The 20,925-nt window shown below is 46.9% G+C and carries 16 protein-coding genes; 8 read left to right on the top strand and 8 right to left on the bottom strand.

What is annotated here, in order from left to right:
• Positions 1-86 precede the first annotated feature (86 nt).
• From Cabys_RS18780 to Cabys_RS18760, 5 genes are all read left to right on the top strand, one after another.
• Positions 87-695, top strand: a complete 609-nt coding sequence (locus Cabys_RS18780; RefSeq protein ID WP_006927758.1) for a (2Fe-2S)-binding protein — start codon at positions 87-89, stop codon at positions 693-695.
• Positions 696-710: 15 nt separating this feature from the next.
• Positions 711-3,005, top strand: coding sequence for a xanthine dehydrogenase family protein molybdopterin-binding subunit (locus tag Cabys_RS18775; RefSeq protein ID WP_006927759.1), 2,295 nt, complete (start codon positions 711-713; stop codon positions 3,003-3,005).
• A 13-nt stretch (positions 3,006-3,018) separates the two neighbouring features.
• On the top strand, positions 3,019-4,002 hold the full coding sequence (locus tag Cabys_RS18770; protein ID WP_150109252.1) for an FAD binding domain-containing protein: 984 nt from the start codon (positions 3,019-3,021) through the stop codon (positions 4,000-4,002).
• Between the two features lie 862 nt (positions 4,003-4,864).
• Positions 4,865-5,671 (top strand): XdhC family protein, encoded by an 807-nt coding sequence (locus Cabys_RS18765; RefSeq protein WP_006927761.1) that lies wholly within the window; start codon positions 4,865-4,867, stop codon positions 5,669-5,671.
• A 6-nt stretch (positions 5,672-5,677) separates the two neighbouring features.
• Positions 5,678-6,289, top strand: a complete 612-nt coding sequence (locus Cabys_RS18760; protein ID WP_006927762.1) for a nucleotidyltransferase family protein — start codon at positions 5,678-5,680, stop codon at positions 6,287-6,289.
• Positions 6,290-6,298: 9 nt separating this feature from the next.
• Here Cabys_RS18760 and Cabys_RS18755 read toward each other — a convergent pair whose 3' ends face one another.
• The 8 genes from Cabys_RS18755 to Cabys_RS18725 form a co-directional block, all read right to left on the bottom strand.
• Entirely contained in the window at positions 6,299-8,254 is a 1,956-nt protein-coding gene (locus Cabys_RS18755) for a M1 family aminopeptidase (RefSeq protein WP_006927763.1), read from the bottom strand.
• Position 8,255: 1 nt separating this feature from the next.
• Positions 8,256-9,944, bottom strand: coding sequence for an ABC transporter ATP-binding protein (locus Cabys_RS18750; protein ID WP_169833738.1), 1,689 nt, complete (start codon positions 9,942-9,944; stop codon positions 8,256-8,258).
• A 143-nt stretch (positions 9,945-10,087) separates the two neighbouring features.
• Positions 10,088-11,860, bottom strand: coding sequence for a choline/carnitine O-acyltransferase (locus Cabys_RS18745; protein ID WP_006927767.1), 1,773 nt, complete (start codon positions 11,858-11,860; stop codon positions 10,088-10,090).
• 92 nt (positions 11,861-11,952) lie between these two features.
• The gene (locus Cabys_RS18740) at positions 11,953-13,299 is read right to left on the bottom strand and encodes a sodium-dependent transporter (protein WP_006927768.1); all 1,347 of its coding nucleotides are present in this window, start codon (positions 13,297-13,299) and stop codon (positions 11,953-11,955) included.
• A 515-nt stretch (positions 13,300-13,814) separates the two neighbouring features.
• Entirely contained in the window at positions 13,815-14,012 is a 198-nt protein-coding gene (locus tag Cabys_RS19935) for a hypothetical protein (protein WP_150125349.1), read from the bottom strand.
• Positions 14,013-14,508: 496 nt separating this feature from the next.
• A complete protein-coding gene (locus tag Cabys_RS18735) occupies positions 14,509-14,715 on the bottom strand; it encodes a hypothetical protein (RefSeq protein ID WP_071961308.1) in 207 nt (68 codons plus the stop codon).
• Positions 14,716-14,889: 174 nt separating this feature from the next.
• A complete protein-coding gene (locus tag Cabys_RS18730; protein ID WP_071961307.1) occupies positions 14,890-15,096 on the bottom strand; it encodes a hypothetical protein in 207 nt (68 codons plus the stop codon).
• Between the two features lie 55 nt (positions 15,097-15,151).
• Positions 15,152-15,337 carry a hypothetical protein gene (locus tag Cabys_RS18725; RefSeq protein ID WP_071961306.1) on the bottom strand — a complete coding sequence of 62 codons (186 nt, stop codon included), beginning with the start codon at positions 15,335-15,337 and terminating at the stop codon, positions 15,152-15,154.
• Positions 15,338-16,284: 947 nt separating this feature from the next.
• Between Cabys_RS18725 and Cabys_RS18720 the strand changes: the two genes are divergently transcribed.
• From Cabys_RS18720 to Cabys_RS18710, 3 genes are all read left to right on the top strand, one after another.
• Positions 16,285-17,469 carry a PEGA domain-containing protein gene (locus Cabys_RS18720; protein WP_006927769.1) on the top strand — a complete coding sequence of 395 codons (1,185 nt, stop codon included), beginning with the start codon at positions 16,285-16,287 and terminating at the stop codon, positions 17,467-17,469.
• Between the two features lie 10 nt (positions 17,470-17,479).
• Positions 17,480-19,375 (top strand): T9SS-dependent choice-of-anchor J family protein, encoded by a 1,896-nt coding sequence (locus Cabys_RS18715; protein WP_006927771.1) that lies wholly within the window; start codon positions 17,480-17,482, stop codon positions 19,373-19,375.
• 83 nt (positions 19,376-19,458) lie between these two features.
• The gene (locus Cabys_RS18710; RefSeq protein WP_052304146.1) at positions 19,459-20,892 is read left to right on the top strand and encodes a COG1470 family protein; all 1,434 of its coding nucleotides are present in this window, start codon (positions 19,459-19,461) and stop codon (positions 20,890-20,892) included.
• Positions 20,893-20,925 lie beyond the last annotated feature (33 nt).

Below are 20,925 nucleotides of genomic sequence, written 5' to 3'. Positions count from 1 at the left end.
GGACATTCTAATTTTTGTTAATAATAACTTGCAATTTTATACATTTTTTTCCATCTTTTACAAGTAAGTTAAAATTGGGAGGAGCCATGTCAGAACAGAGTAAAAAATCTTCCCTTTCCCGACGCCAGTTTTTAAAGGGCGTGGGGACAGGCGTTGCCGGAAGCATAGCCGCCAGTAAAATTGCCAGGGCTTTACCTCTTGAAGAGCTGGAAAAAGCCAGCCCGCCTCCTGGACAGGTGCTAATTACCTTAAAGGTTAATGGACGTGAAAAGAGGTTTCATGTGGAGCCGCAAACAACGCTTGTCGAGGTATTGCGAGAACGATTACAGTTAACGGGGACAAAAGTCGTTTGCAATCATGGCGAGTGCGGCGCCTGTACGGTTTTGCTCGATGGCAAGGCGGTTTATTCCTGCCACATGCTGGCAATTGACGCACAGGGGAAAGAGATTACCACCATCGAAGGACTGCTGAGCGGAGAAGAGTTGCATCCCCTGCAAAAGGCATTTGTTAAAAAGGATGGCTATCAGTGTGGATTTTGTACGCCGGGCCAGGTGATGGCCGCCCGGGCGCTACTTCTTAAAAAGCCGAATCCTTCCAGAGAAGACGTTCTGGAAGGGATGTCCGGCAATCTCTGTCGTTGCGCCGCCTATCCTAAAATCATCGATTCCGTACTCGAAGCGGCGAAAATTAAGTAAAAGGGAGGGGGGAACATGGCTGAGAATAAAATCATCAAATCAAAATATTTTTTTGAAGAAGAAGAAATCGAGCAATTAGCTGAGGTTTCCACGCATCAATATCGACCATGGGAGAAGAATGAAAAACTAAAAGTTGTCGGGAAGGGGCTGCCCCGTCTGGACGGCTACGATAAAGTGAGCGGTAGCGCGGTTTACACATTTGACGTTATTTTGCCGCGTATGGCTCACGCCGCAACCCTTCGCTGTCCGCATCCCCATGCGCGTATTAAATCCATTGATACCAGTGAAGCAGAAAAACTGAAAGGTGTGCTGGGGATTTTGACGCATGAGAACGCCCCGCGTATTGAGTGGTACGGTCGTTCGTTTTTGTTTGATCCGCATCTGCGTTATGAAGGAGATGAAGTGGCGTGTGTGGTGGCCGAAAGCGAACGCATCGCCAGGCAGGCCGTGCGGTCCATTAAGGTTGAATACGAAATTTTGCCTTTTGTGGTTGATGCGCAGCAGGCCCTGCAAAAAAACGCGCCCCAATTATATGAAGACGGAAATCTGATGAGAGGGAAACCTTCTAAATATGAACGCGGCGATCTGGAAAAGGGCTTGCAGGAGGCAGATGTTGTATTAGAAAGAAGATTTGATACCCAGGTGGTTGTTCACAATCCCACAGAGCCCCACGTTAGTGTGGTAAAGTGGGATGGCGATCATTTAACAATCTGGGATTCCACCCAGGGCGTGTTTAGCGTACGCAGTCGGGTCGCTTCGGTGTTGGGCCTGCCGGAAAGCAATGTGCGTGTGATTAAAAAATACATGGGCGGCGGATTTGGCGCCAAACTGGAAGCCGGCAAATACACGGTCATGGCCGCCCTCTTAGCCAGACAAATAGGCCGGCCGGTGCGCATCGCATTAGATCGGCGAGAAATGAACCTGGCAGTGGGCAATCGTCCGGATTCATATCAAACTCTAAAAGCGGGCGTCAAAAAAGACGGCACGCTTACCGCGTTGTATTTAAAATCCATCGGTTCGGCCGGAGCATATCCGGCGGGAACAGGCTGTGCATGGCCATTACGCAGCATGTACGCCTGCCCCAATGTAAAAGTAGAAGAGTATTCGGTTTACATTAACGCCGGTCGGGCAAGGGCATATCGTGCGCCCGGACATGTACAGGGTTTTTTCGCGCTGGAGCAACTAATCGATGAGCTGGCCGAAAAGGTGGGAATGGATCCGCTGGAATTTCGATTAAAGAATTACGCCGATAAAGAACCCAACTGGAACATCCCCTATACCACCAAGCTGCTTAAAGAAGCTTATTTAAAAGGAGCAAAAGCCATCGGCTGGGAGCGACGCAATAAAACGCCCGGTGAGCAGCCGGGCCCTGTTAAAACCGGAATTGGCATGTCTTCACAAATCTGGTGGGGCGGCGGCGGACCGCCGGCTTACGCCAACTTAAAACTCAACCGCGACGGCAGCGTTCAGATTATTGCCGGCAGCCAGGATCTGGGCACGGGCACGTACACCATTCTGGCTCAGGTGGCGGCCGAAGTGCTCGATATTCCTGTGGAAAAAATCGAAGTCATTCTGGGCGATACAGACGTGGCTCCCTACTGCGGTTCCAGCGGCGGCAGCACCACGGCGCCCTCCGTTTCGCCGGCGGTGCGCGATGCGGCCGAGCAGATGAAAGCAAAATTGTTCTCTGCCGCTGCGGCTCATCTGGGCGTGCCAGAAAGCCAATTGAAGTATGCCGGCGGAAAATTTTACAGCGCTGGCGAAAAAAGCGCGTCCTTGGATATCGGCCAGCTGGCGCGAAAAATGGGCGAGCGCGTACTGGTGACCACCGGCCGACGCGAGGCCAATCCGGAGGGTTACGCCGTCAACACCTTTGGCGTTCAGTTTGCCGAGGTAGAAGTGGACACCGAAACAGGTAAAATCCGCGTGAAAAAAATCGTGGCCGCTTATGATCTGGGTCGCGTTTTAAATCGGCAAATGCTGGATAATCAGATTCACGGCGGTATTATTCAGGGGTTGGGTTACGCCCTGTTCGAAGAACGCCTGATCGACCGCAACATCGGAAAGTTGGTTAACGCCAATTTGCACGACTACAAAATTCCAACCATCAAAGATACGCCGGAGATCGAAATTTACATTGTTAGCGAAGGCGATGAGAAATTGAGCAATACCGGCGTTAAAGGGGTGGGCGAACCGGCGATAATTCCAACGCCGGCGGCCATTGCCAATGCCGTTTACAATGCGATTGGCGTACGAATGACCAGTTTGCCCATGACGCCCGATAAAGTGTTAATGGCTTTACAAAGTTAACCAAACAGGAGCCATGATGATGAAACCTTTTGTCTATCAACAACCGAAAGATATAAAGCAGGCCAGCGCTCTGGCCGGGCAGGGCTGGCAAAAAGCCATTTTGTTTGCCGGCGGTACGGATGTACTTGGCCTTTTAAAAGATGGGGTTGAAACGCCGGAAGCCCTGGTTAATCTTAAATCTGTGGACGGTTTGCAGGGCATTGAATTTTCAAAAGAAAAAGGATTAACCATCGGGGCGCTTGTAACCGTTGCCGAAATTGCAGAGCATCCAGACATTAAGAGATATTTTCCAGCGCTGGCTCAGGCGGCGGCCGAAACTGCGTCGCCTCAACTGCGGAACATGGGCACGGTCGGCGGCAATTTGTGTCAGCGTCCGCGCTGCTGGTATTTCCGCGGCGACTTTGATTGCCTGCGCAAAGGCGGAGATGAATGCTTTGCCGTGGACGGGGAAAATAAATACCATTGTGTGATTGGCGGCGGCCCCTGTTTTATCGTGCATCCTTCGGACCTGGCCGTGGCCTTATTGGCCCTGGACGCAGAGCTGACTATCGTTTCACAAAAAGGCAGTAAAACGGTGCCCGTTGCCAAATTTTTTGTGCTGCCGGAAGATGATCCCTACCGCGAAAACATTCTATTCCCCGGAGAGATTGTCACAAAAATTCATGTGCCCTTTGCAGGGGAAGAGCAGGTGAGCGGCTATTTAAAATTTAAAGAACGCGATGTGTGGGATTTTGCCGTGGTCAGCGTGGCCGCAAGCCTAAAGATTAAAAATTCAAAAATTGTTGAGGGGAAGATCGCCTTTGGCGGTGTGGCTCCCAAACCCTGGGAAGAAAAAGAGTTGAATGAGCGGCTACGGGGACTCGAAGTTTCAGAACAAAACCTAAAAATGCTGAAAAGCCTGGCTTTAAAAGACGCTGAGCCTATGCAACAAAATGCTTACAAGGTGCCTCTGGCCCGCAATCTGCTTGGACGGTTACTCCTGCAATTGAGCGGCTGATTTCTGTCGTCTTTGCTGTGCGCTGTTGTAGATACGATTTTGCTGTAATTTTTTGAAACCTATGAAAAAAGGGGATGTGTGAAACTCGTCATTTTGTTCCCCCCGCCCCGGACTCGGTGCGGCTTATTGATCCTTGTTAATGGATCCAGGGCAGCAAATCCGCAACCAAAATCAACCGCAACGCGCGCATAGTAATCTTCTCGGAGATTACGCCAATCATCGCAGAAAAATATTTAACATTTAAGACTAAAGCTAAGCAAACTGGCACTCTACTATTCGGGCACAGCCTCCCGCTCCGCGTGATAATTCGTAATTCGTAATTCGTAATTTTTAATTGTAGTACAGCATACCAGCAAACAAAAACATTCCTGCAGGAATTTAAGCGACCACCGAGCGCACAGAAAATTCATAAAAGGCATAAAGAATGTTTTAAATTAAAAATCGTTTCAATTGCCATCGCCCCCTTTCCAAGAAGAAGAGTCTGGGAGAGTGGGAAGAACTGTTCGTTGGAAATTTTTCTCCATTGATGTTCAATATTTGCGCATTTGTAAATTTCTATTCAACCATTCAACTAATTAACTATTCAACCAATCCAGCGGCAAAAAAAATTTCTCGGATGGCCATGCCCGCAAGAAACGCCTTCAACATTGTCGCTTCATAAAAAACGGCTGGCGCCCGGGAAGAGATTTTGTAAAAAAGCCAAATTTTACCCGAGAAAATTTGAAACTCAGTCTATCTGCGGTTAACTTTGTTTTATTAAAAAAAGAAGATCTGTTTTGATCGTCAGGTTCAAAATGAGACCGTTTTTTAACAGGTTAGAAAAGCGAATGTGCGTTAAAAGTGGAAAAAATAAAGAGCGATTATGAAAGAGATTTACCAGAAACTGGCCGAGGCCATTGAACAGAACCGCAGCGGCGTGTTGTTGACGGTTATTGATGTTAAAGGCTCTTCCCCTGGCAAGATGGGCGGCAAGATGCTTGTTTTTGAAGATGGCGAGCATTTTGGCACGGTAGGCGGAGGGCAAATTGAATATTTAGCCATTCAGGAAGCGCTGGACAACATGAGCCGCAACGCGGCCTGGCGCAACAGTTATGTGTTAAGCGAAGACGCAGGCATGTTGTGCGGCGGAAAAGTGGAAATTTTGTACGAACCGTTCGGGCTAAAAGAAAAGCTGATCATTTTCGGAGCCGGACACGTGGGTAGCGCCCTGGCCGATCTGGCGCCGAAAGCCAACTTTTTCACCACAGTGGTGGATAACCGTCCTGAGTACGCTCGCCAAGAACGTTTACCCGCCGCGCATCGTGTGCTGTGCGGCGACTATCCGCAAGTTTTTGAGGAATTGCGCTTCGATGAAAACACCTACATCATGGTAATGACACACGGCCACGGCTTTGATCAAATCATTGCCGATTACTGCTTAAAACAACCGTTTAAGTATCTTGGCGTAATTGGCAGCCGTAAAAAGGCCCGAACGTTTTTCAAAGAACTAACAGAAGCGGGTCATACGCAAGAGGAAATTGCACGCGTGTTTATGCCGGTCGGTTTTGACATCGGGGCGGAAACGCCCTTTGAGATTGCCATCAGCATCATGGCCGAATTGATTGCCGTGCGCTACGAAAAACCGCTGGAAGGCCGATCGCTTAAAAAACTTGTAGCAAAGAAAGAGTAACGACCCATGGCGGATGATTTTTCGCAATGGAGCGCGGTCATTCTGGCGGCTGGCCGTTCGCAACGATTCGGCGCGCCAAAAGCGCTACAGTCCTTTAACGGCGTGCCGTTTGTAACCAGAATCAGAAAAAATCTGGAAGAGCGCGGCATTCAGGAAATGGTGCTGGTTCTTGGTTTTCAGGCGCAGAATTTAATCCCGCACATCCCGGATGTCGGATATTTTAAAATAGCGGTCAACAGCAATTTTGATCTCGGGCAGTTCAGCTCGCTGCAGGTCGGTTTACAGCAGGTGCATCCGCAGGCAAAAGGGATTGTGATGTGTCTGGTCGATCAGCCCCATGTGGCATCAACGACCTATTTGCGTTTGCTGGAGTCGGCCAGGCGCTTTCCCCGGGCGTTTTTGCTTCCCCGATTTGCAAACAGAGGCGGACACCCGGTCATTATTCCGGCAGTGTTTTTTAAAGAAATTATTCAGGCCGATGCCCGTCAGGTTACGTTGAGGGAAATCATGCTAAAACACGCAAAAGACATTCGGCGCGTAGCGGTGGACGATCCAGCTGTTTTAGAAGACATTGACACGCGCGAAACATTGCTTGAATTAGAGAAAAAATACCGCTAAAGAAACCGTTTAGCGGATGATCATTATTTTACGCGTCTGCCCTTCGGCAACGGTTGGCGCCTTTAAAAAATAGAGGCCGGAGCTCACCGCCTTTCCTCTGTCGTTTTTACCGTCCCAGAAGTATTGGTGCTGATTAAAAATCCGATTGTTGGGAAGCAGCGTTCTTACCTTTTTACCAAGAAGATCAAAAACGTAGACGGGATAGTCTTCACGCTGCCAGTAAATCAGTTCAATATTTACGGCGCCCGGCGATGGATTGGGAAAAATTTTGTGAAAACCGTAGCCGGTGATCAACGTGGTCGGCGAGGTTTCCTTGCTCTCTTTTAGCAGCCAGTTGTCCGGATCAAACTGAAGGTAAATGGGTTGTTTGGCAAAATGGAAGAGGTATTCCTGCGTAAACTGGTTGTTCTGAACGGTTAGCGTGGTGTCTGTTTCGTCGGCAAACAGAAAGCGTAAATCAATGGGCATAACATACAGCGTTTGTTGCTGGGTTTGACGGATGACGAGCTCAACGGTGTAGCTTTGATCTACATTGGAATGGGGCGTCCATTCATATTCGTATTGAGGATAGTAAGGATAATTGAGCCACTGGTCGAAAAAGGCGTCCAGATCCACGCCCGAAATTTGTTCGCAGATTTCTTTAAAATTTTCCGTGCGCACCGAACCGTACGTCCAGCGAGCATCGTTAAGGTAGGCTTTAAAGGCTTCGAACAAATTGTCTTCGCCGATCACCTTGCGCAGCATGTGCAGCACCCATGAGCCTTTATCGTAAACAATTCTGCTAAAAAGCTGGGCGAAACTGGTGGTGTCTTCGATGTAGATGGTTCCGGCGTCGAAATAGAGCTGGGTGCTCATGTAATCCAGATAGGAATCCAGCCCCGGCGGCTGGCCGTTGTAGCCGGCCCATTCGGCGTAAAGCGCTTCGCTGTAGCTGGCGAACCCTTCGTTTAACCAGATATCGTGCCAGGAGGCGCAGGTCACCATGTCGCCAAACCATTGATGCCCCAGTTCGTGGACGTAGAGATAGGTCCAGGCATCGCTTACCCTTCCGATGCTGGTTATGGTCTGGTGTTCCATGCCTCCGCCCCAGCCGAACTGCGCCTGACCGTACTTTTCTTTAAGAAAGGGGTAAGGGCCAAAATAATGCGAAAGGGCGTCCAGATAATCGTGCATTTCGGTAAACTTTTGCTGAGCTATTATTTTGTCATCCGGAAAAACGTAGTAATCCAGCAGCATGGAGTCGACCGGGCTGTAATGATAGTAATCTGTAAAGTGAAATAACGGGCCGGCCACAATGGAGACGAGGTAGGTGGCAATGGGGTAGCGCACCTGCCAGTGGAAGGTTTGCCAGCCGGAAGGATCGCTTCGAACTTCGGTTAGCAGGCCGTTGGAAGCGACCAGATTTCCCTGCGGCACGGTGATGATCAAATCGACGGAATCTGCCTTGTCGGCCGGCGTGTCTTTGCAGGGCCACCACTGGCGCGCGCCGTAAGGTTCGCTTAAAGTCCACACATAGGGCGATTCGTCGGGCATTCGATCGAACACAAAGGCGATGCTGCCGGGCACTTGCGGGTTGCCGGAATAGGCGATCCAGACCTCTGCCTGCTGGCCGCGGTTAAAGGATTGATTTAAAGTTAAGGTTAAAAGACCGTCCTGTCTTGCAAAAGCTGCCGCCGCGCCGCCAACGGAATCAACGGTTAAAGGCGTTTTAAAATCCAGGGTTACCGTTTGCAGGTTATCCTGAAGACTGGCCAGACGCAGCGTGGTTTTTCCCACAACATTTCTGCGCGGGATATCGATCTGCATCTCGATGCGGTAGTATTGCACGTCAAATTTTTCAATTGTCGTGGGCGCGGAGCTGGGGCTGTAAGACGAAGGAATCGAGCGTTTATCTTGCGCAAAGTGTTGAGCGCCACAAAAAGCGATCAAAAAGCCGAGCCACAAAAAGGAATGTAAAAGTTTCATTTTAATCCACCTGCGTAACAAATTCTTCCAGCTGCTGTTTTTCAAAAATATCGGCATAAAGGCCACCCAGTGCCAACAGAGATTCGTGCGTGCCGCGTTCCACGATCTGGCCCTGGTCAAGAACGAGAATTAGGTCGGCGTGTCGAATGGCCGAAATGCGGTGCGACACCCAGAAGCAGGTTTTGTTCTTCATGACCTGTTTTAGATGCTGCAGAATACGTTCTTCCGTCAGGTTATCCACGGCAGACAGGGCGTCGTCTAACAAAAGAATGGACGGTTTTTTTAAAAGAGCGCGGGCCAGAGTTAAACGTTGTTTTTGTCCTCCGGAAAGATTGATGCCCCGTTCGCCTAACAATGTGTCGTAACCGTCGGGAAATTCGACAATACTCTGATGGACTTCGGCCATTCTGGCCGCCCATTCAATTTCCTCAAGTGAGGCGTCCGGTCGGGCAAAAGCGATGTTGTTGCGGATGGTGTCGGAAAAGAGAAAGGTTTCTTGCGGAACGTAACCGATGTGCTCGCGTAAAGTTTTAAGAGGGATTTTTTTGATGGGAATATCGTCGATCAAAATGGAATCATCGGGGGCGTCGTAAATCCGCGCAATTAGCTTGATGATGGTAGATTTGCCGCTTCCCGTTCGGCCGATTAAGGCAACCACCTGTCCGGCTTCAACCTGAAAATCGATATCTTTTAAAACTTCTGAAGAGCCGTTGGCGTATGAAAAGTTGAGGCGTTCAAAGCGAATGGCGCCATGCAGTCGCGTCACTTTTTTAACGTCGGGGGCGTCGACGATATCCGGCCGGGCGTCAAAGATCAGGTTCAGGCGTTTCATGGAAGCCACGCCCTGGTAAAACAGGCCAAGCACCCAGCCCAGCGCGATCGAAGGCCAGACGAGCATTCCCAGGTACATGTTAAAGGCTACAAACTGACCCAGGGTGATCGTCCCGGAAATAATCAACCGCCCGCCGATTAACAGGGTTAACACCACGCTAAGCCCCACCAGCAGCATCATCATCGGTCTGAACGCCGCATGCACCTTTACATAGTGCAGGCTTTTGTTGATGTATTCGCGGTTAATGCGGTTAAAATCCTGCAGTTCACTTTTTTCTTTAACGTAAGATTTGATGATGCGGATGCCAGCAAGATTTTCCTGAACTCTGGTGCTGATTTCGGCAAACTGCGCCTGAACCGCCGAGTAACGTTTGTTGATCTGCCGGCTGAAATAGCTGACCAGAAAAACCAGCAATGGAATGGGCAGTAAGGCGATGAGCGTCAGAAGCCTGCTAATACTTATCATCATCACAAAAACCAGAATCATGGTGGTGGCGGTGTTGATGGTGTACATGATGCCCGGGCCCATTACCGAGCGAATGGCGTTTAAATCGCTGGTCATCCGGGCGATGAGATCGCCGGTTGGCGTACGCTGAAAGAAGTTTTGCGAAAGGCTTTGAAGACGGGCAAAAAGCTCGTTGCGCAGATCAAATTCCACCAAACGCGAAACCACGATAACCGTTCTGCGCATTAAAAAACGAAAAACGCCCTGAACCAGGGTGATTAAAACGATTAATCCTGCATATTGGAAAAGGCGCATGGTCTGGATATCGCCTTTTAAATAATCGATGGCCTGGCGCACAATCTGGGGATTGACGATGGCGATCAAATTACTGATGACGATAAAAATTAAACCCAAAAAAAGCTTGAGTCTGTAACGCATTAAATAGGGCCATAGCTGGCGAAATAAGCGGAACACATCCATGGGTACTTCAATCCTGTACTTTGATTACCGGTAAATTTAATAAAGAATGTAACTCAGAAACAGTAAAAAAAAGTTCATCAGGATGAAAATTGCGTAGCAGAAGCGATCAACTCTTTAAGGCGCCTCAGGTTTGCTTCGAGTTTTTGAGTAAAGATTTCATTACTTACAGACCAGTGAATGGCCGGCATGTAAGTGATTACAATCTTCTCTGGCCATATCTGGTAATGCAGGCCAAGGTATTTTACGTAGGGCAGCCGGATGCCGGGCCTGCCCACAAGCGGAACTTCCGGGTGCAGGGCCGGATGGGAGATTAACACTTCGCGCTTTTCGAGCGTAAGTAAATGCAAACTTTTTAGTAAGCGCAGGGCAAAGAGAATCAGAACCCGCGCCCCGCTTCTTTTGATGGGAGAAGCGTTTAAAAAGAAGAGAGTCAGGATGTCGGCAAAAGAGAGATATTGGCGCCGACGGGCGATGATCTCCTTTTGAGATCGTACCGCGTCCATCAATTTTGCGTAAAGTGCGGGTGAAAAATGCTGACGGTTGTTGAATTGCTCCACAAATGCTTTCACCTGTGCGGTGCTGACATTGACAGTGGTCAGATCCATGCAGCGATAGTGCGAAAGCGAAACAAACTGGTGGATGTTGGGGTGCCTGCCGGTAAATTGTTTAATGGTCGCGTGCAAAGCAATGACAAATACGGGAATGGCCGAAATCTTTTTTTCTTTAAAGAAAGCGCTGCCAGCGGCCTTTAATTCAAATACGCTCTGTTGATTGCGGTCTTTGATGCGCTGCAGGTCTTTCTGCGCAAGTTGATACAATTTTTTGGGCACCCGCCAGCTCAATTTTTTTAAGGGAAAAGATTGATCAAAAGAAGGCGGCAAAATTTGCACCTGAATCTGGCGCGCGCGTTTTTGAATTTCGGCCGTGCCGCGCATCATTACATTGCCATCCAGGTAGGCGCTAAAGTTGCCGATCAGGCAGCTTTTGCCGTTGCCAAAGACCACGATCTGCAGGCTGCTATGCCACCAGCGGTTGGAAAAGTTAGCGCTGTGTGCCAGCCGATAAGCTTCTTCTGTTGTCCGGGGGTGCAGGTCCGGTTCCAGGCAAAGAGTGACAAAGACGTGTTGTAAACGTTCAAGGTTCTGTAGATTTTCGCAGTTTTTGCGCAGCTCTTTAAAAATTTTAATTTGTGTTAAAGACGCCGGCGCAGAGAGCAGGCCCACAGGCTCGCCGCTGGTTGCACACTGTTCCGCTATCCGTTGCAACGTTTTCTGAAATTTGAAATCAAACTGCGCGTCCTTCCAATCTTCGATGTCTATTAAGTAGGCGTGGTTTTTAATCATGACCAAAATTTGATGATCATGCGGGCTTTTGAAAAGTTCAATGCGCTTTCCATCGACAACCACATTAGCGGCAAAAAAATTGGGGTACTGTCCCATCTCTAACGGTTTGCCCTTCCATCTATCCTGTTCCAGTTTTCCGGAGCGAATATCGGAATAAAAAGAACGACAGGCCCTGATTAGTGAAGCGGATCGTTCCAACAACGAGTTTTTTTGAGGATCGTCAGCCAGGGCAAGCGTGGCGGAAACCACCGGCAGGTAGAGCGCCCGACCGCGCATGTTGGTGCTTTGCAGAATCTGCTCAAGATTTTTTTGAAGCCGAATGTAAAAACGAGTCAGTCCGGACAATTGAAAAACGAATTTAATGAACGTTCTGGTTGCCGCATTGGAACGTAATTTTAACTCTTCGAGATGGTACAACTCTTCAATGGGCAGCAGAGGAATTAAGGGCGGTATCTCATAGTCAGCGTGCCGCTCATAAATTAGTTGAGAACGCTTTGAGGAAGCCATAAGACCTCCGTTTAATACGGAAGAAAAAAAATATTTGAAGCCTTTGAACTTTCAAAGGCTTCAAAAAAAGATAATTCAATTTCGGAGTAAAATCAATTGAACAGGCCGAAAAGATTTAAGAGGATGATGAAAATTGACAGCGGAATAACATAACGCATCATGATGACCCAAATATTAAAAACCTTGCCAAAAAATCGGGAGCCCTGTGCAATTTCCGCGGCTGCGGCCTTTGCTCCCCACACCCAGCCGATGAAGATGGACAGTAATAGCGCTCCAAAAGCCAGCGAAAAATCACCGAAGACAAAACTCATCTGGCTTAAAAAGTCCGGATCTGCAAGGCGTTCGGGGATTAAGCCGAAGTTTGAAAAGAAATCGTTGGCGCCCTGTGAAAGAGCCGAGGGCAGGCCCAGCAAAAAAGCGATGCCAGCCACCACCCAAACAATCCGTTTGCGATGGAATTTTTTTTCATCTACTAAAAAGGCCACGGGCACTTCTAATAGGGAAATGGTAGAAGTTAAAGCGGCAACGGAAAGTAAAATAAAAAAGATGCCGCCGATAATGGAGCCGAAGGGCATAGTCATGAATAATTCAGGGAAGACTACAAAAACCAGCTTGGCGCCGGCTTCCGGGTCCTGCCCACTGGCAAAAAGTGCGGGGAAAATAATCAGGCCGGACATTATGGCGATGAGCGAATCAAAAAAGACAATGTAGCCGGCCGAGGAAAAAAGATCATCGGATTTGGTGACATAGCTACCATAGGTGATCATTAATCCCATGCCAAGGCTAAGAGAGAAGAAGGCCTGCCCCAGCGCCGCCAGAATCACGTTCCCGTCAATTTTACTGAAGTCGGGCATCAAATAAAAACGCAGGCCGGCGCCAGATCCGGGTAAAGATACGGCATAAATAATGAGTATAACCATTAATACAAACAATATGGGCATTAAAATTTTAGACCAGCGTTCGATGCCACCGGAAACGCCGCCATGCACAATAGCCGCCGTAATAAAGATGAAAAAGGCCAGAAGCAGAGTAACCTGAACCGGTTCGGATATAAAAGCGGCAAAGTTTCCGGGGGCGCCGCTAAACATTTTAAAAACATAACCGACGGTCCAGCCGGCGATGACGCCGTAAAAGGATAAAATGCCAAGGCCGGTTAATACGCCAAGATAGCCCACCCCTTTCCACCAGGAGCCGGGTTTAATGGCGCCAATGGCTCCCACCGGATTTTTTTGCGACGATCTGCCCAGTGCCAGTTCGCCGAGCATGTAGGGTAATCCGATGATTACCACGATCAAAAGGTAAATAATGACGAAAGCCGCGCCGCCATTTTTACCGACAATATACGGATAACGCCAGATGTTGCCCAGTCCGATGGCCGAACCGGATGCCGCAAGGATAAAACCAATTTTTGAACTCCACTCGCCTCGATGAGATTGCATGGGATATTCCTCCCGGGTAATTAACTGTTATCAGCCGTCAGTTAAAGAGGTAAATATAAAGAAATTGGGTATTGATTTACAATAAATTTAAAAAGTTGAATTGCAGGATGTCCTGTGTCTGGCTGAATTGAGCCGGTTAGAAAACTTCCTTTGTAGCATCTGTACCGCCATGGCGGGAATGGTTGATTGGTTGAATAGTTAATGGTTGAGTAGTTAGTCTGTCAGTTCAAACCTATTTCTGCAAATGTAGTGAATTCCTACCACCGTATATGTAGGGGCGAAGGATTTCCAATAACAATTCAGCGCTGGTAAGCATTAATCTTTAGGATACTTCCTCTGAAAGATCAATCCCGTCCTGGCGGGTTTTGAAAAATTTTGTGCTGTTTTAAAACTCATCCCCCGGCCCCTTCTCTTTAAAAAAGAAGGGGAGCAATTGTGCCGATTTGCTTAGCTATAGTCTCAGAATATTTTTTTTTAATCATTTTCTGCGATTATTGGCGTAATCTGCGAGAAAATTACTTTTCGCGTGTTGCGGTTGATTTTGATTGCGGATTTGCTGCCCTGGGGATAGTTTTTGAACCTTGATTTTCAGGATTACAAGATTTTCTTGATTTTTTACTACAAATAAACGATGCATCTCTTTTTAAAGAAAAATTCTGGAATGCAAAAAAAATAATCCCGTTAATCCAAAAATCAAGCAAATCCTGGTTCAAAAATTAAATTATTCACCGGCCGGTCATTCCAAATTCCCATCTGGCGGAATGCGAAAATTTTTGTGCTGTTTTAAAACTCATCCCCCGGCCCCTTCTCTTTAAAAAAGAAGGGGAGCAATTGTGCCGATTTGCTTAGCTATAGTCTCAGAATATTTTTTTTAATCATTTTCTGCGATTATTGGCGTAATCTGCGAGAAAATTACTTTTCGCGTGTTGCGGTTGGTTTTGGTTGCGGATTTGCTGCCCTGGGGATAGTTTTTGAACCTTGATTTTCAGGATTAAAGGATTTTCTTGATTTTTTACTACAATTAAACGATGCATCTCTTTTTAAAGAAAAAATTCTGGAATGCAAAAAAAATAATCCCGTTAATCCAAAAATCAAGCAAATCCTGGTTCAAAAATTAAATTATTCACCGGCCGGTCATTCCAAATTCCCATCTGGCGGAATGCGAAAATTTTTGTGCTGTTTTAAAACTCATCCCCCGGCCCCTTCTCTTTAAAAAAGAAGGGGAGCAATTGTGCCGGTTTGCTTAGCTTTCGTCTTAAGTGTAAAATCATTTTCTGCGATGATTGGCGTAATCTGCGAGTGCGCGCGTTGCGGTTGATTTTGATTGCGGATTTGCTGCCCTGGGGATAGTTTTTGAACCTTGATTTTCAGGATTAAAGGATTTTCTTGATTTTTTACTACAATTAAACGATGCATCTCTTTTTAAAGAAAAATTCTGGAATGCAAAAAAAATAATCCCGTTAATCCAAAAATCAAGCAAATCCTGGTTCAAAAATTAAATTATTCACCGGCCGGTCATTCCAAATTCCCATCTGGCGGAATGCGAAAATTTTTGTGCTGTTTTAAAACTCATCCCCCGGCCCCTTCTCTTTAAAAAAGAAGGGGAGCAATTGTGCCGGTTTGCTTAGCTTTCGTATTAAGTGTAAAATCATTTTCTGCGATGATTGGCGTAATCTGCGAGTGCGCGCGTTGCGGTTGATTTTGATTGCGGATTTGCTGCCCTGGGGATAGTTTTTGAACCTTGATTTTCAGGATTAAAGGATTTTCTTGATTTTTTACTACAATTAAACGATGCATCTCTTTTTAAAGATAAATTCTGGAATGCAAAAAAATAATCCCGTTAATCCAAAAATCAAGCAAATCCTGGTTCAAAAATTAAATTATTCACCGGCCGGTCATTCCAAATTCCCATCTGGCGGGATTCAAAATTTTTGTGCTGTTTTAAAAACTCAACCCCCAGCCCCTTCTCTTTAAAAAAGAAGGGGAGCAATTGTGCCGATTTGCTTAGCTTTAGTCTCAGAATATTTTTTTTAATCATTTTCTGCGATTATTAGCGTAATCTGCGAGAAAATTACTTTTCGCGTGTTGCGGTTGGTTTTGGTTTCGGATTTGCTGCCCTGGGGATAGTTTTTGAACCTTGATTTTCAGGATTACAAGATTTTCTTGATTTTTTACTACAAATAAACGATGCATCTCTTTTTAAAGAAAAATTCTGGAATGCAAAAAAATAATCCCGTTAATCCAAAAATCAAGCAAATCCTGGTTCAAAAATTAAATTATTCACCGGCCGGTCATTCCAAATTCCCATCTGGCGGAATGCGAAAATTTTTGTGCTGCTGTATTGGTTGAATAGTTAATTAGTTGAATGGTTGAATAGAAATTTACAAATGCGCAAATATTGAACATCATTGGAGAAAAATTTTCAACGAACAGTTCTTCCCACTCTCCCAGACTCTTTCTCTTGGAAAGGGGGCGATGGCAATTGAAACTATTTTTAATTTAAAACATTTTTTGCGCCCTTTGCGGCTTCTCTGAGCTCTCTGTGGTCGCTTGAAATAGTTTTTTTAATCTTTTTCTGCGGTGTTTGGCCTAATCTACCAGAAATTACTTTGCGCGCGTTGTGGTTGATTTTGGTTGCGGATTTGCTGCCCTGGAAGTTATAAAGCGATATTATTTGGAATTTAAAGGGAAAATTTAAAAAAGTGTTAACAAAATTCGTTTTTTTTAGCTTGAAAAGTTAGCAGATGCTCATTAGTTTGTATATTCAATGAAAATAAAAAAATAATTACATGTAAAAAAGAAAGTTCCTTTAAATTACGCTTATTGCCCACAGTTACAATAGCGCCACGTGGGGAGGAACGGTTAAGTTTAATAAACAAAGGAGGTCCGCCACACAAAATGCGGTTCTGATGTGATATAAATCTAAATGGATTTCTAATTATTTGGTTAATATTAATGTGTAGATGAAAATGGAATTGAATCAATATGAATTTAGCGGTCAAATTTCTTTTTTCCGGCTTTCTTTTTTTAATCGCCTGCGGGGTTAAACAGCCAGTAGAAAATGCAGATCAAAGCGATGTAACGGGTAATATTTTTGTTAACTCCCAGCCGTCCGGAGCGTCGATTATTCTGGACGGAACGGCGACCGGTCTGGTAACGCCGGACACCGTTAAACAGGTTCCGGTTGGCAACCATGTGCTGCGCGTGTTTCTGGACGGTTATCGGGCCGTTCAGGATTCTTTTGTAGTGACGGTTAAAGAAGCCGAAACGGCGGCGATTCTCTTCGAACTGCAAAAAATTATCACCACCGTTACGTTGAATATTGAAAGCGATCCCGCAGGGGCAGCCATATTTGTAAATGATCAGAATACCGGCAAAGTAACGCCGGATACATTAATCGTCGAGCCCGGCGCCCACCGCATTACACTGGTCAAAAACGGCTTTGTGGTTAAAGACACGTTGATTGCTTCCACCGAACAGGAAGAGGTGGATGTGCGTCTTCAACTGGCCATTGAACAACGCGTTTTGTTTGAATCGTTTGCCAATGTTTCCTGCGTGCCCTGCGTGGCCGCCACGCAAAACTTGCTTAAATTTACGCATGAACATGCCAACAGCCCTTATGCCATTATCGAATATTTTGCCAACTGGCCCAGTCCAAACGATCCTTTTTATAAAGTAGCGCCTAAAGATGTGGACGAGCGCGTTAATTTTTATGGCGTGCAAACACTGCCCACTTTGAAGGTAAAAGGCACTATTGGCGTTGATCCCAATAATTATGATGAGATCGTCAATAAATTCAACCAAAGTTTACTTTCGCAAAACACGCCGTTAGCCATTTCCATAGAAAAACAACTGGTTGGCGCTCAACTGGAAGTTCATGTTGAGTTGTTTGATTATGGCAATGTACTGGACAATGCCGACCTTAGATTATTTGTGGCCATTGCCGAAGACAGCATTCACTACGACAGCCCGCCGGGGTCTAATGGAATCAAAGATTTTGAGTGGGTTTTTCGCGGTTTTTTGACCGATCGGCAGGGGGCAAATCTGGACAATAGGGCGTTCACGTTTAGCAGAGAGTGGCCGGCTAACTGGCAGTTTGCCCACAGCAAAATCGTTGCTTTTGTTCAAAACATAAAATCGAAGGAAATACTGCAAACCGGCATTAATTGAGGAGGGATGTATGAGAGGATTAATACTTTCTTTTGCTCTTTTATTTTTATCTATCACATTGGTTTTTGGGGGAGTGAACAAGGTTTCTAATGCTATTCTTGACGAGTCGTTTGAAAGCGGCTTTCCGCCCAGCGGATGGACGAAGTTTTCCGATAGTTTTTCGTTAGAAAGCTGGCAGCAAAGCTCAGAAAAAAGTCGAACGGGTTCATATTCGGCCCTGGCGGAAGTGCAATTTATTTACCCCTGCGATATCTGGCTGGTAACGCCGGCTCTGGATCTGTCGGGCGTAACCAGAGCCACGCTCTATTTTTACGAGGATGCTGATGGCTGGGAAAGCGGCGGCGGCACGCATTATATCGCCGTTTCTACCACATCGCCCAGCAGCAGTTCATCTTTTACCACAATTCTGGAAATGACGCCTTCCAATCACACTATCGAAGGCTTTTCCGGCGGCGTGGTTGAGGTTGATCTTTCGGCTTATGCCGGGCAGAGCACGGTTTATGTAGGTTTTCACTATTCCAATCCTGGTAGTCCTAACTACCAGTGGTACATAGACGATGTAAAAGTTGTCGTTCCATCAGATCACGATGTGATGGCCTTTTCGCTGGATATGGACGCGCATTACGCGCCAAACACAACGGTTCAGCCGATGGCTACGGTTAAAAACGAGGGCAAAAACACGGAAACGTTTGATGTTGAATTTGGTTATTACGACTGGAACGACAATCCGGTGGCCATAAGCACCAAAACCGTAACCGCTCTTGCGCCCGGGGCCAAACAGCAGGTAACCTTTGATAACTACACATTTGCCCAGGAAGGCTACACCTTTTACGTTAAAACCCTTTTAAGCACCGATCAGGATGCGAGCAATGATATTGCCACAAAGTTTATCAACTCCTACGCCAGTCAAAAAGAGGTTGTTTTGCCCGAAGAATTTACAGACACCGAGTGTACCTATTGCCCCGGGGCCGCAGAAGCGCTGGACAGTCTGTATAAAGCTTATCCTAATAATGTCGCTATTATTGCCTATCATGGCGGATTCAGCGGCAACGATCCTTTTGACAATTCGTATGCCTCGGCGCGCCGTTCCTATTACGGCGTAAGCGCCTACCCGACCTGTTACTTTGGCGGCGACCGGAAGCGCGTGGGCGGGGCATCGGCAGGCAGCGACTGGTCTGGCATTTACGCCGATTATGAAGCGTTGTACCAGGCTGAACGGCAGGAATATACGCCCTTTACCATGGATATTGCCTGGACCGAAAACGGAAATTCCATCTCTGCCACCGCTACCGTTACCTACGAAAGCGTAACCTTCGATAAAAATCTCTACATCCGCTGGGCATTGTGCGAATCGCATATTGCCTACAACTGGGAAACAAGCATGGATTCTCTGCACTTTGTGGAACGTCTGATGATTCCCGATGCCAACGGCACAAAGTTATGGGAAAGCGCCAGCGCGCCTTCTGCCGGAGACCAGGTGCAGAACAGCATTACTTTTGACATCCCGGCCGATGTGGTCAAAGAAAATTGCGAATTGATCGCCTTTGTGCAAAACGATGACACTAAAGAGGTCATGGTTGCCGCCAAAGTCGATCTGGGCAACCCACCCAGCGCCATCAATCAGCTTAAAAGCGGTCTGCCGCAGGGCTTTTATCTGGCGCAAAATTATCCCAACCCATTTAATCCATTCACCAGTATCCGTTACGACCTGCCGCAAGCCGCGCATGTTGAGCTGGCTGTTTATGATTTGAGCGGCAAAAAAGTGATGGAACTGGTCAATGCGCAGCAAAATGCGGGTAGCTACGAATACCGATTAAATGCCGCCGATCTGGCCAGCGGCGTTTACATCTATATGCTTAAAGCCGGAAACTACCGGGCCAGTAAAAAAATGATTTTACTGCGGTAAATTTAGGGGGCGTTTGCCCCCACTTTTTAAAGACCTGTTTATAAATTTTTTGAATATCTATTTGAGGTAGGGGGCTAATGATTATGAAGCGTACATTATTTTTTATTTTATTGCTCTGGAGCGTTTCTCAGGCGTTGGCGAACAACCTGGCACTTGATGTTACAGATACCGTTGCCGTTGGGGAGCCGGGCAACTCTTATGTTTTTGAAGGGTATGTACACAATCTTGGCAGCGGGGTCATGGTCGTTCAGATGACGCGCACGCTAAACGATATTCCCGAAAACTGGAGCACCACACTCTGCTTTGGGGTAAATTGTTATCCTCCCCATGTGAGCGCTCCCGATCCTGTGGCCGTAAATCCCGGCGACAGCCTCTTTTTTGACATTGTATTCAATACCGATGAGCTGCCCGCCGATGGCCGTGCGACGCTGGTTTTTGAAGATCTGGTTACCGGAGAAAAAGATTCCGTAACCTTTACCGTGCAAACGCGCGTTATGCCGGCCTTTAGCTTCCAGTTTGAAGATACGCTGGTTGTGACCACGCCTGGCGAATCGTTTACGTTTGAAACGTACATCCATAATTTAACAGATTCGATCATGGTCTTTCTGGTCGCCAGACTGAACAACGATATTCCAGCCGACTGGAGCACCACTCTGTGTTTTGGCGTTTCCTGTTATCCTCCGGGCGTTTCCGACGTCAGCGGCACCATTATGCCCGGCGATAGCGTCTTTTTTGACATCGTCTTTAGCACGTCGAGCCAGCCCGATACGGGGCGCGTTTTGCTGGAATTTTTAGACATGATGAGCGGACAAAGCGTTCGTCAATGGCTGGTGGTTATCACGCAAAAAATGCCGGCGCCTTTCAACGTGCATATTAAAGATACGCTGGCAACGGGCAATCCTGGCGATGAACTGATTGGCGAGGGCGTGATTTACAATGTGAGCGACACCACACAAACGGTTTTTATTGTGCGAACATCCAACCAGCTTCCCGAAGGATGGAGCAGCTCGCTGTGTTTTGAAAACTGTTACGCCCCCGAGGTGGACACCATTTCCGCCGATTTAAATCAGGGCGACAGCCTGGAATTTAGCATTCACTTTTTTACAAACGATCAACCGGCAAGCGCTTCGGCCACTCTATGCATCTTTACCGAAGGCAGTCAGGACACGGTTAAACAGACCTTTTACGCCGAAACCCAGTCAACCGGTCTTGCCCGCTACAATGCTTTGAATCCGCAACAATTTAAGGTTCTGGGGAATTATCCCAATCCCTTTAATAATGCCACGACCATTGAATTTAATTTGCCGGCCAAAACAGAGCTTGTAACGTTAAAGATATTTTCAATCTCTGGTGAAGTCGTTTTTAACAAGGAAATTAAAGGGCTTAACCAGGGAGTGAACCGTGTTCGTTTTTCGGCGCAAAATCTTTCCAGCGGCCTATACATCTATCAGATTCAGGCCCGATCGTTGGGCGGCAGCATTGAACAGGGAAGCGGTAAGTTTCTATTGATTAAATAACCTTAACGGAGAAGAAAGGTTTTAATAAATGAG

This window comes from Caldithrix abyssi DSM 13497 (genome assembly GCF_001886815.1).
GTDB lineage: Bacteria > Calditrichota > Calditrichia > Calditrichales > Calditrichaceae > Caldithrix > Caldithrix abyssi.
Note: the sequence above shows the minus strand (reverse complement) of the source record. Positions and strands in the feature narration are given on the sequence as shown.

Bases quoted from the DNA above. Each gene is read 5' to 3' on its own strand.
- Cabys_RS18720 (WP_006927769.1), top strand. From the start codon at position 16,285: ATGAATTTAGCGGTCAAATTTCTTTTTTCCGGCTTTCTTTTTTTAATC.
- Cabys_RS18775 (WP_006927759.1), top strand. From the start codon at position 711: ATGGCTGAGAATAAAATCATCAAATCAAAATATTTTTTTGAAGAAGAA.
- Cabys_RS18770 (WP_150109252.1), top strand. From the start codon at position 3,019: ATGATGATGAAACCTTTTGTCTATCAACAACCGAAAGATATAAAGCAG.
- Cabys_RS18735 (WP_071961308.1), bottom strand. From the start codon at position 14,715: ATGCATCGTTTAATTGTAGTAAAAAATCAAGAAAATCCTTTAATCCTG.
- Cabys_RS18745 (WP_006927767.1), bottom strand. From the start codon at position 11,860: ATGGCTTCCTCAAAGCGTTCTCAACTAATTTATGAGCGGCACGCTGAC.
- Cabys_RS18740 (WP_006927768.1), bottom strand. From the start codon at position 13,299: ATGCAATCTCATCGAGGCGAGTGGAGTTCAAAAATTGGTTTTATCCTT.
- Cabys_RS18780 (WP_006927758.1), top strand. From the start codon at position 87: ATGTCAGAACAGAGTAAAAAATCTTCCCTTTCCCGACGCCAGTTTTTA.
- Cabys_RS18730 (WP_071961307.1), bottom strand. From the start codon at position 15,096: ATGCATCGTTTAATTGTAGTAAAAAATCAAGAAAATCCTTTAATCCTG.
- Cabys_RS18755 (WP_006927763.1), bottom strand. From the start codon at position 8,254: ATGAAACTTTTACATTCCTTTTTGTGGCTCGGCTTTTTGATCGCTTTT.
- Cabys_RS18715 (WP_006927771.1), top strand. From the start codon at position 17,480: ATGAGAGGATTAATACTTTCTTTTGCTCTTTTATTTTTATCTATCACA.
- Cabys_RS18760 (WP_006927762.1), top strand. From the start codon at position 5,678: ATGGCGGATGATTTTTCGCAATGGAGCGCGGTCATTCTGGCGGCTGGC.
- Cabys_RS18710 (WP_052304146.1), top strand. From the start codon at position 19,459: ATGAAGCGTACATTATTTTTTATTTTATTGCTCTGGAGCGTTTCTCAG.
- Cabys_RS18725 (WP_071961306.1), bottom strand. From the start codon at position 15,337: ATGATTAAAAAAAATATTCTGAGACTAAAGCTAAGCAAATCGGCACAA.
- Cabys_RS18765 (WP_006927761.1), top strand. From the start codon at position 4,865: ATGAAAGAGATTTACCAGAAACTGGCCGAGGCCATTGAACAGAACCGC.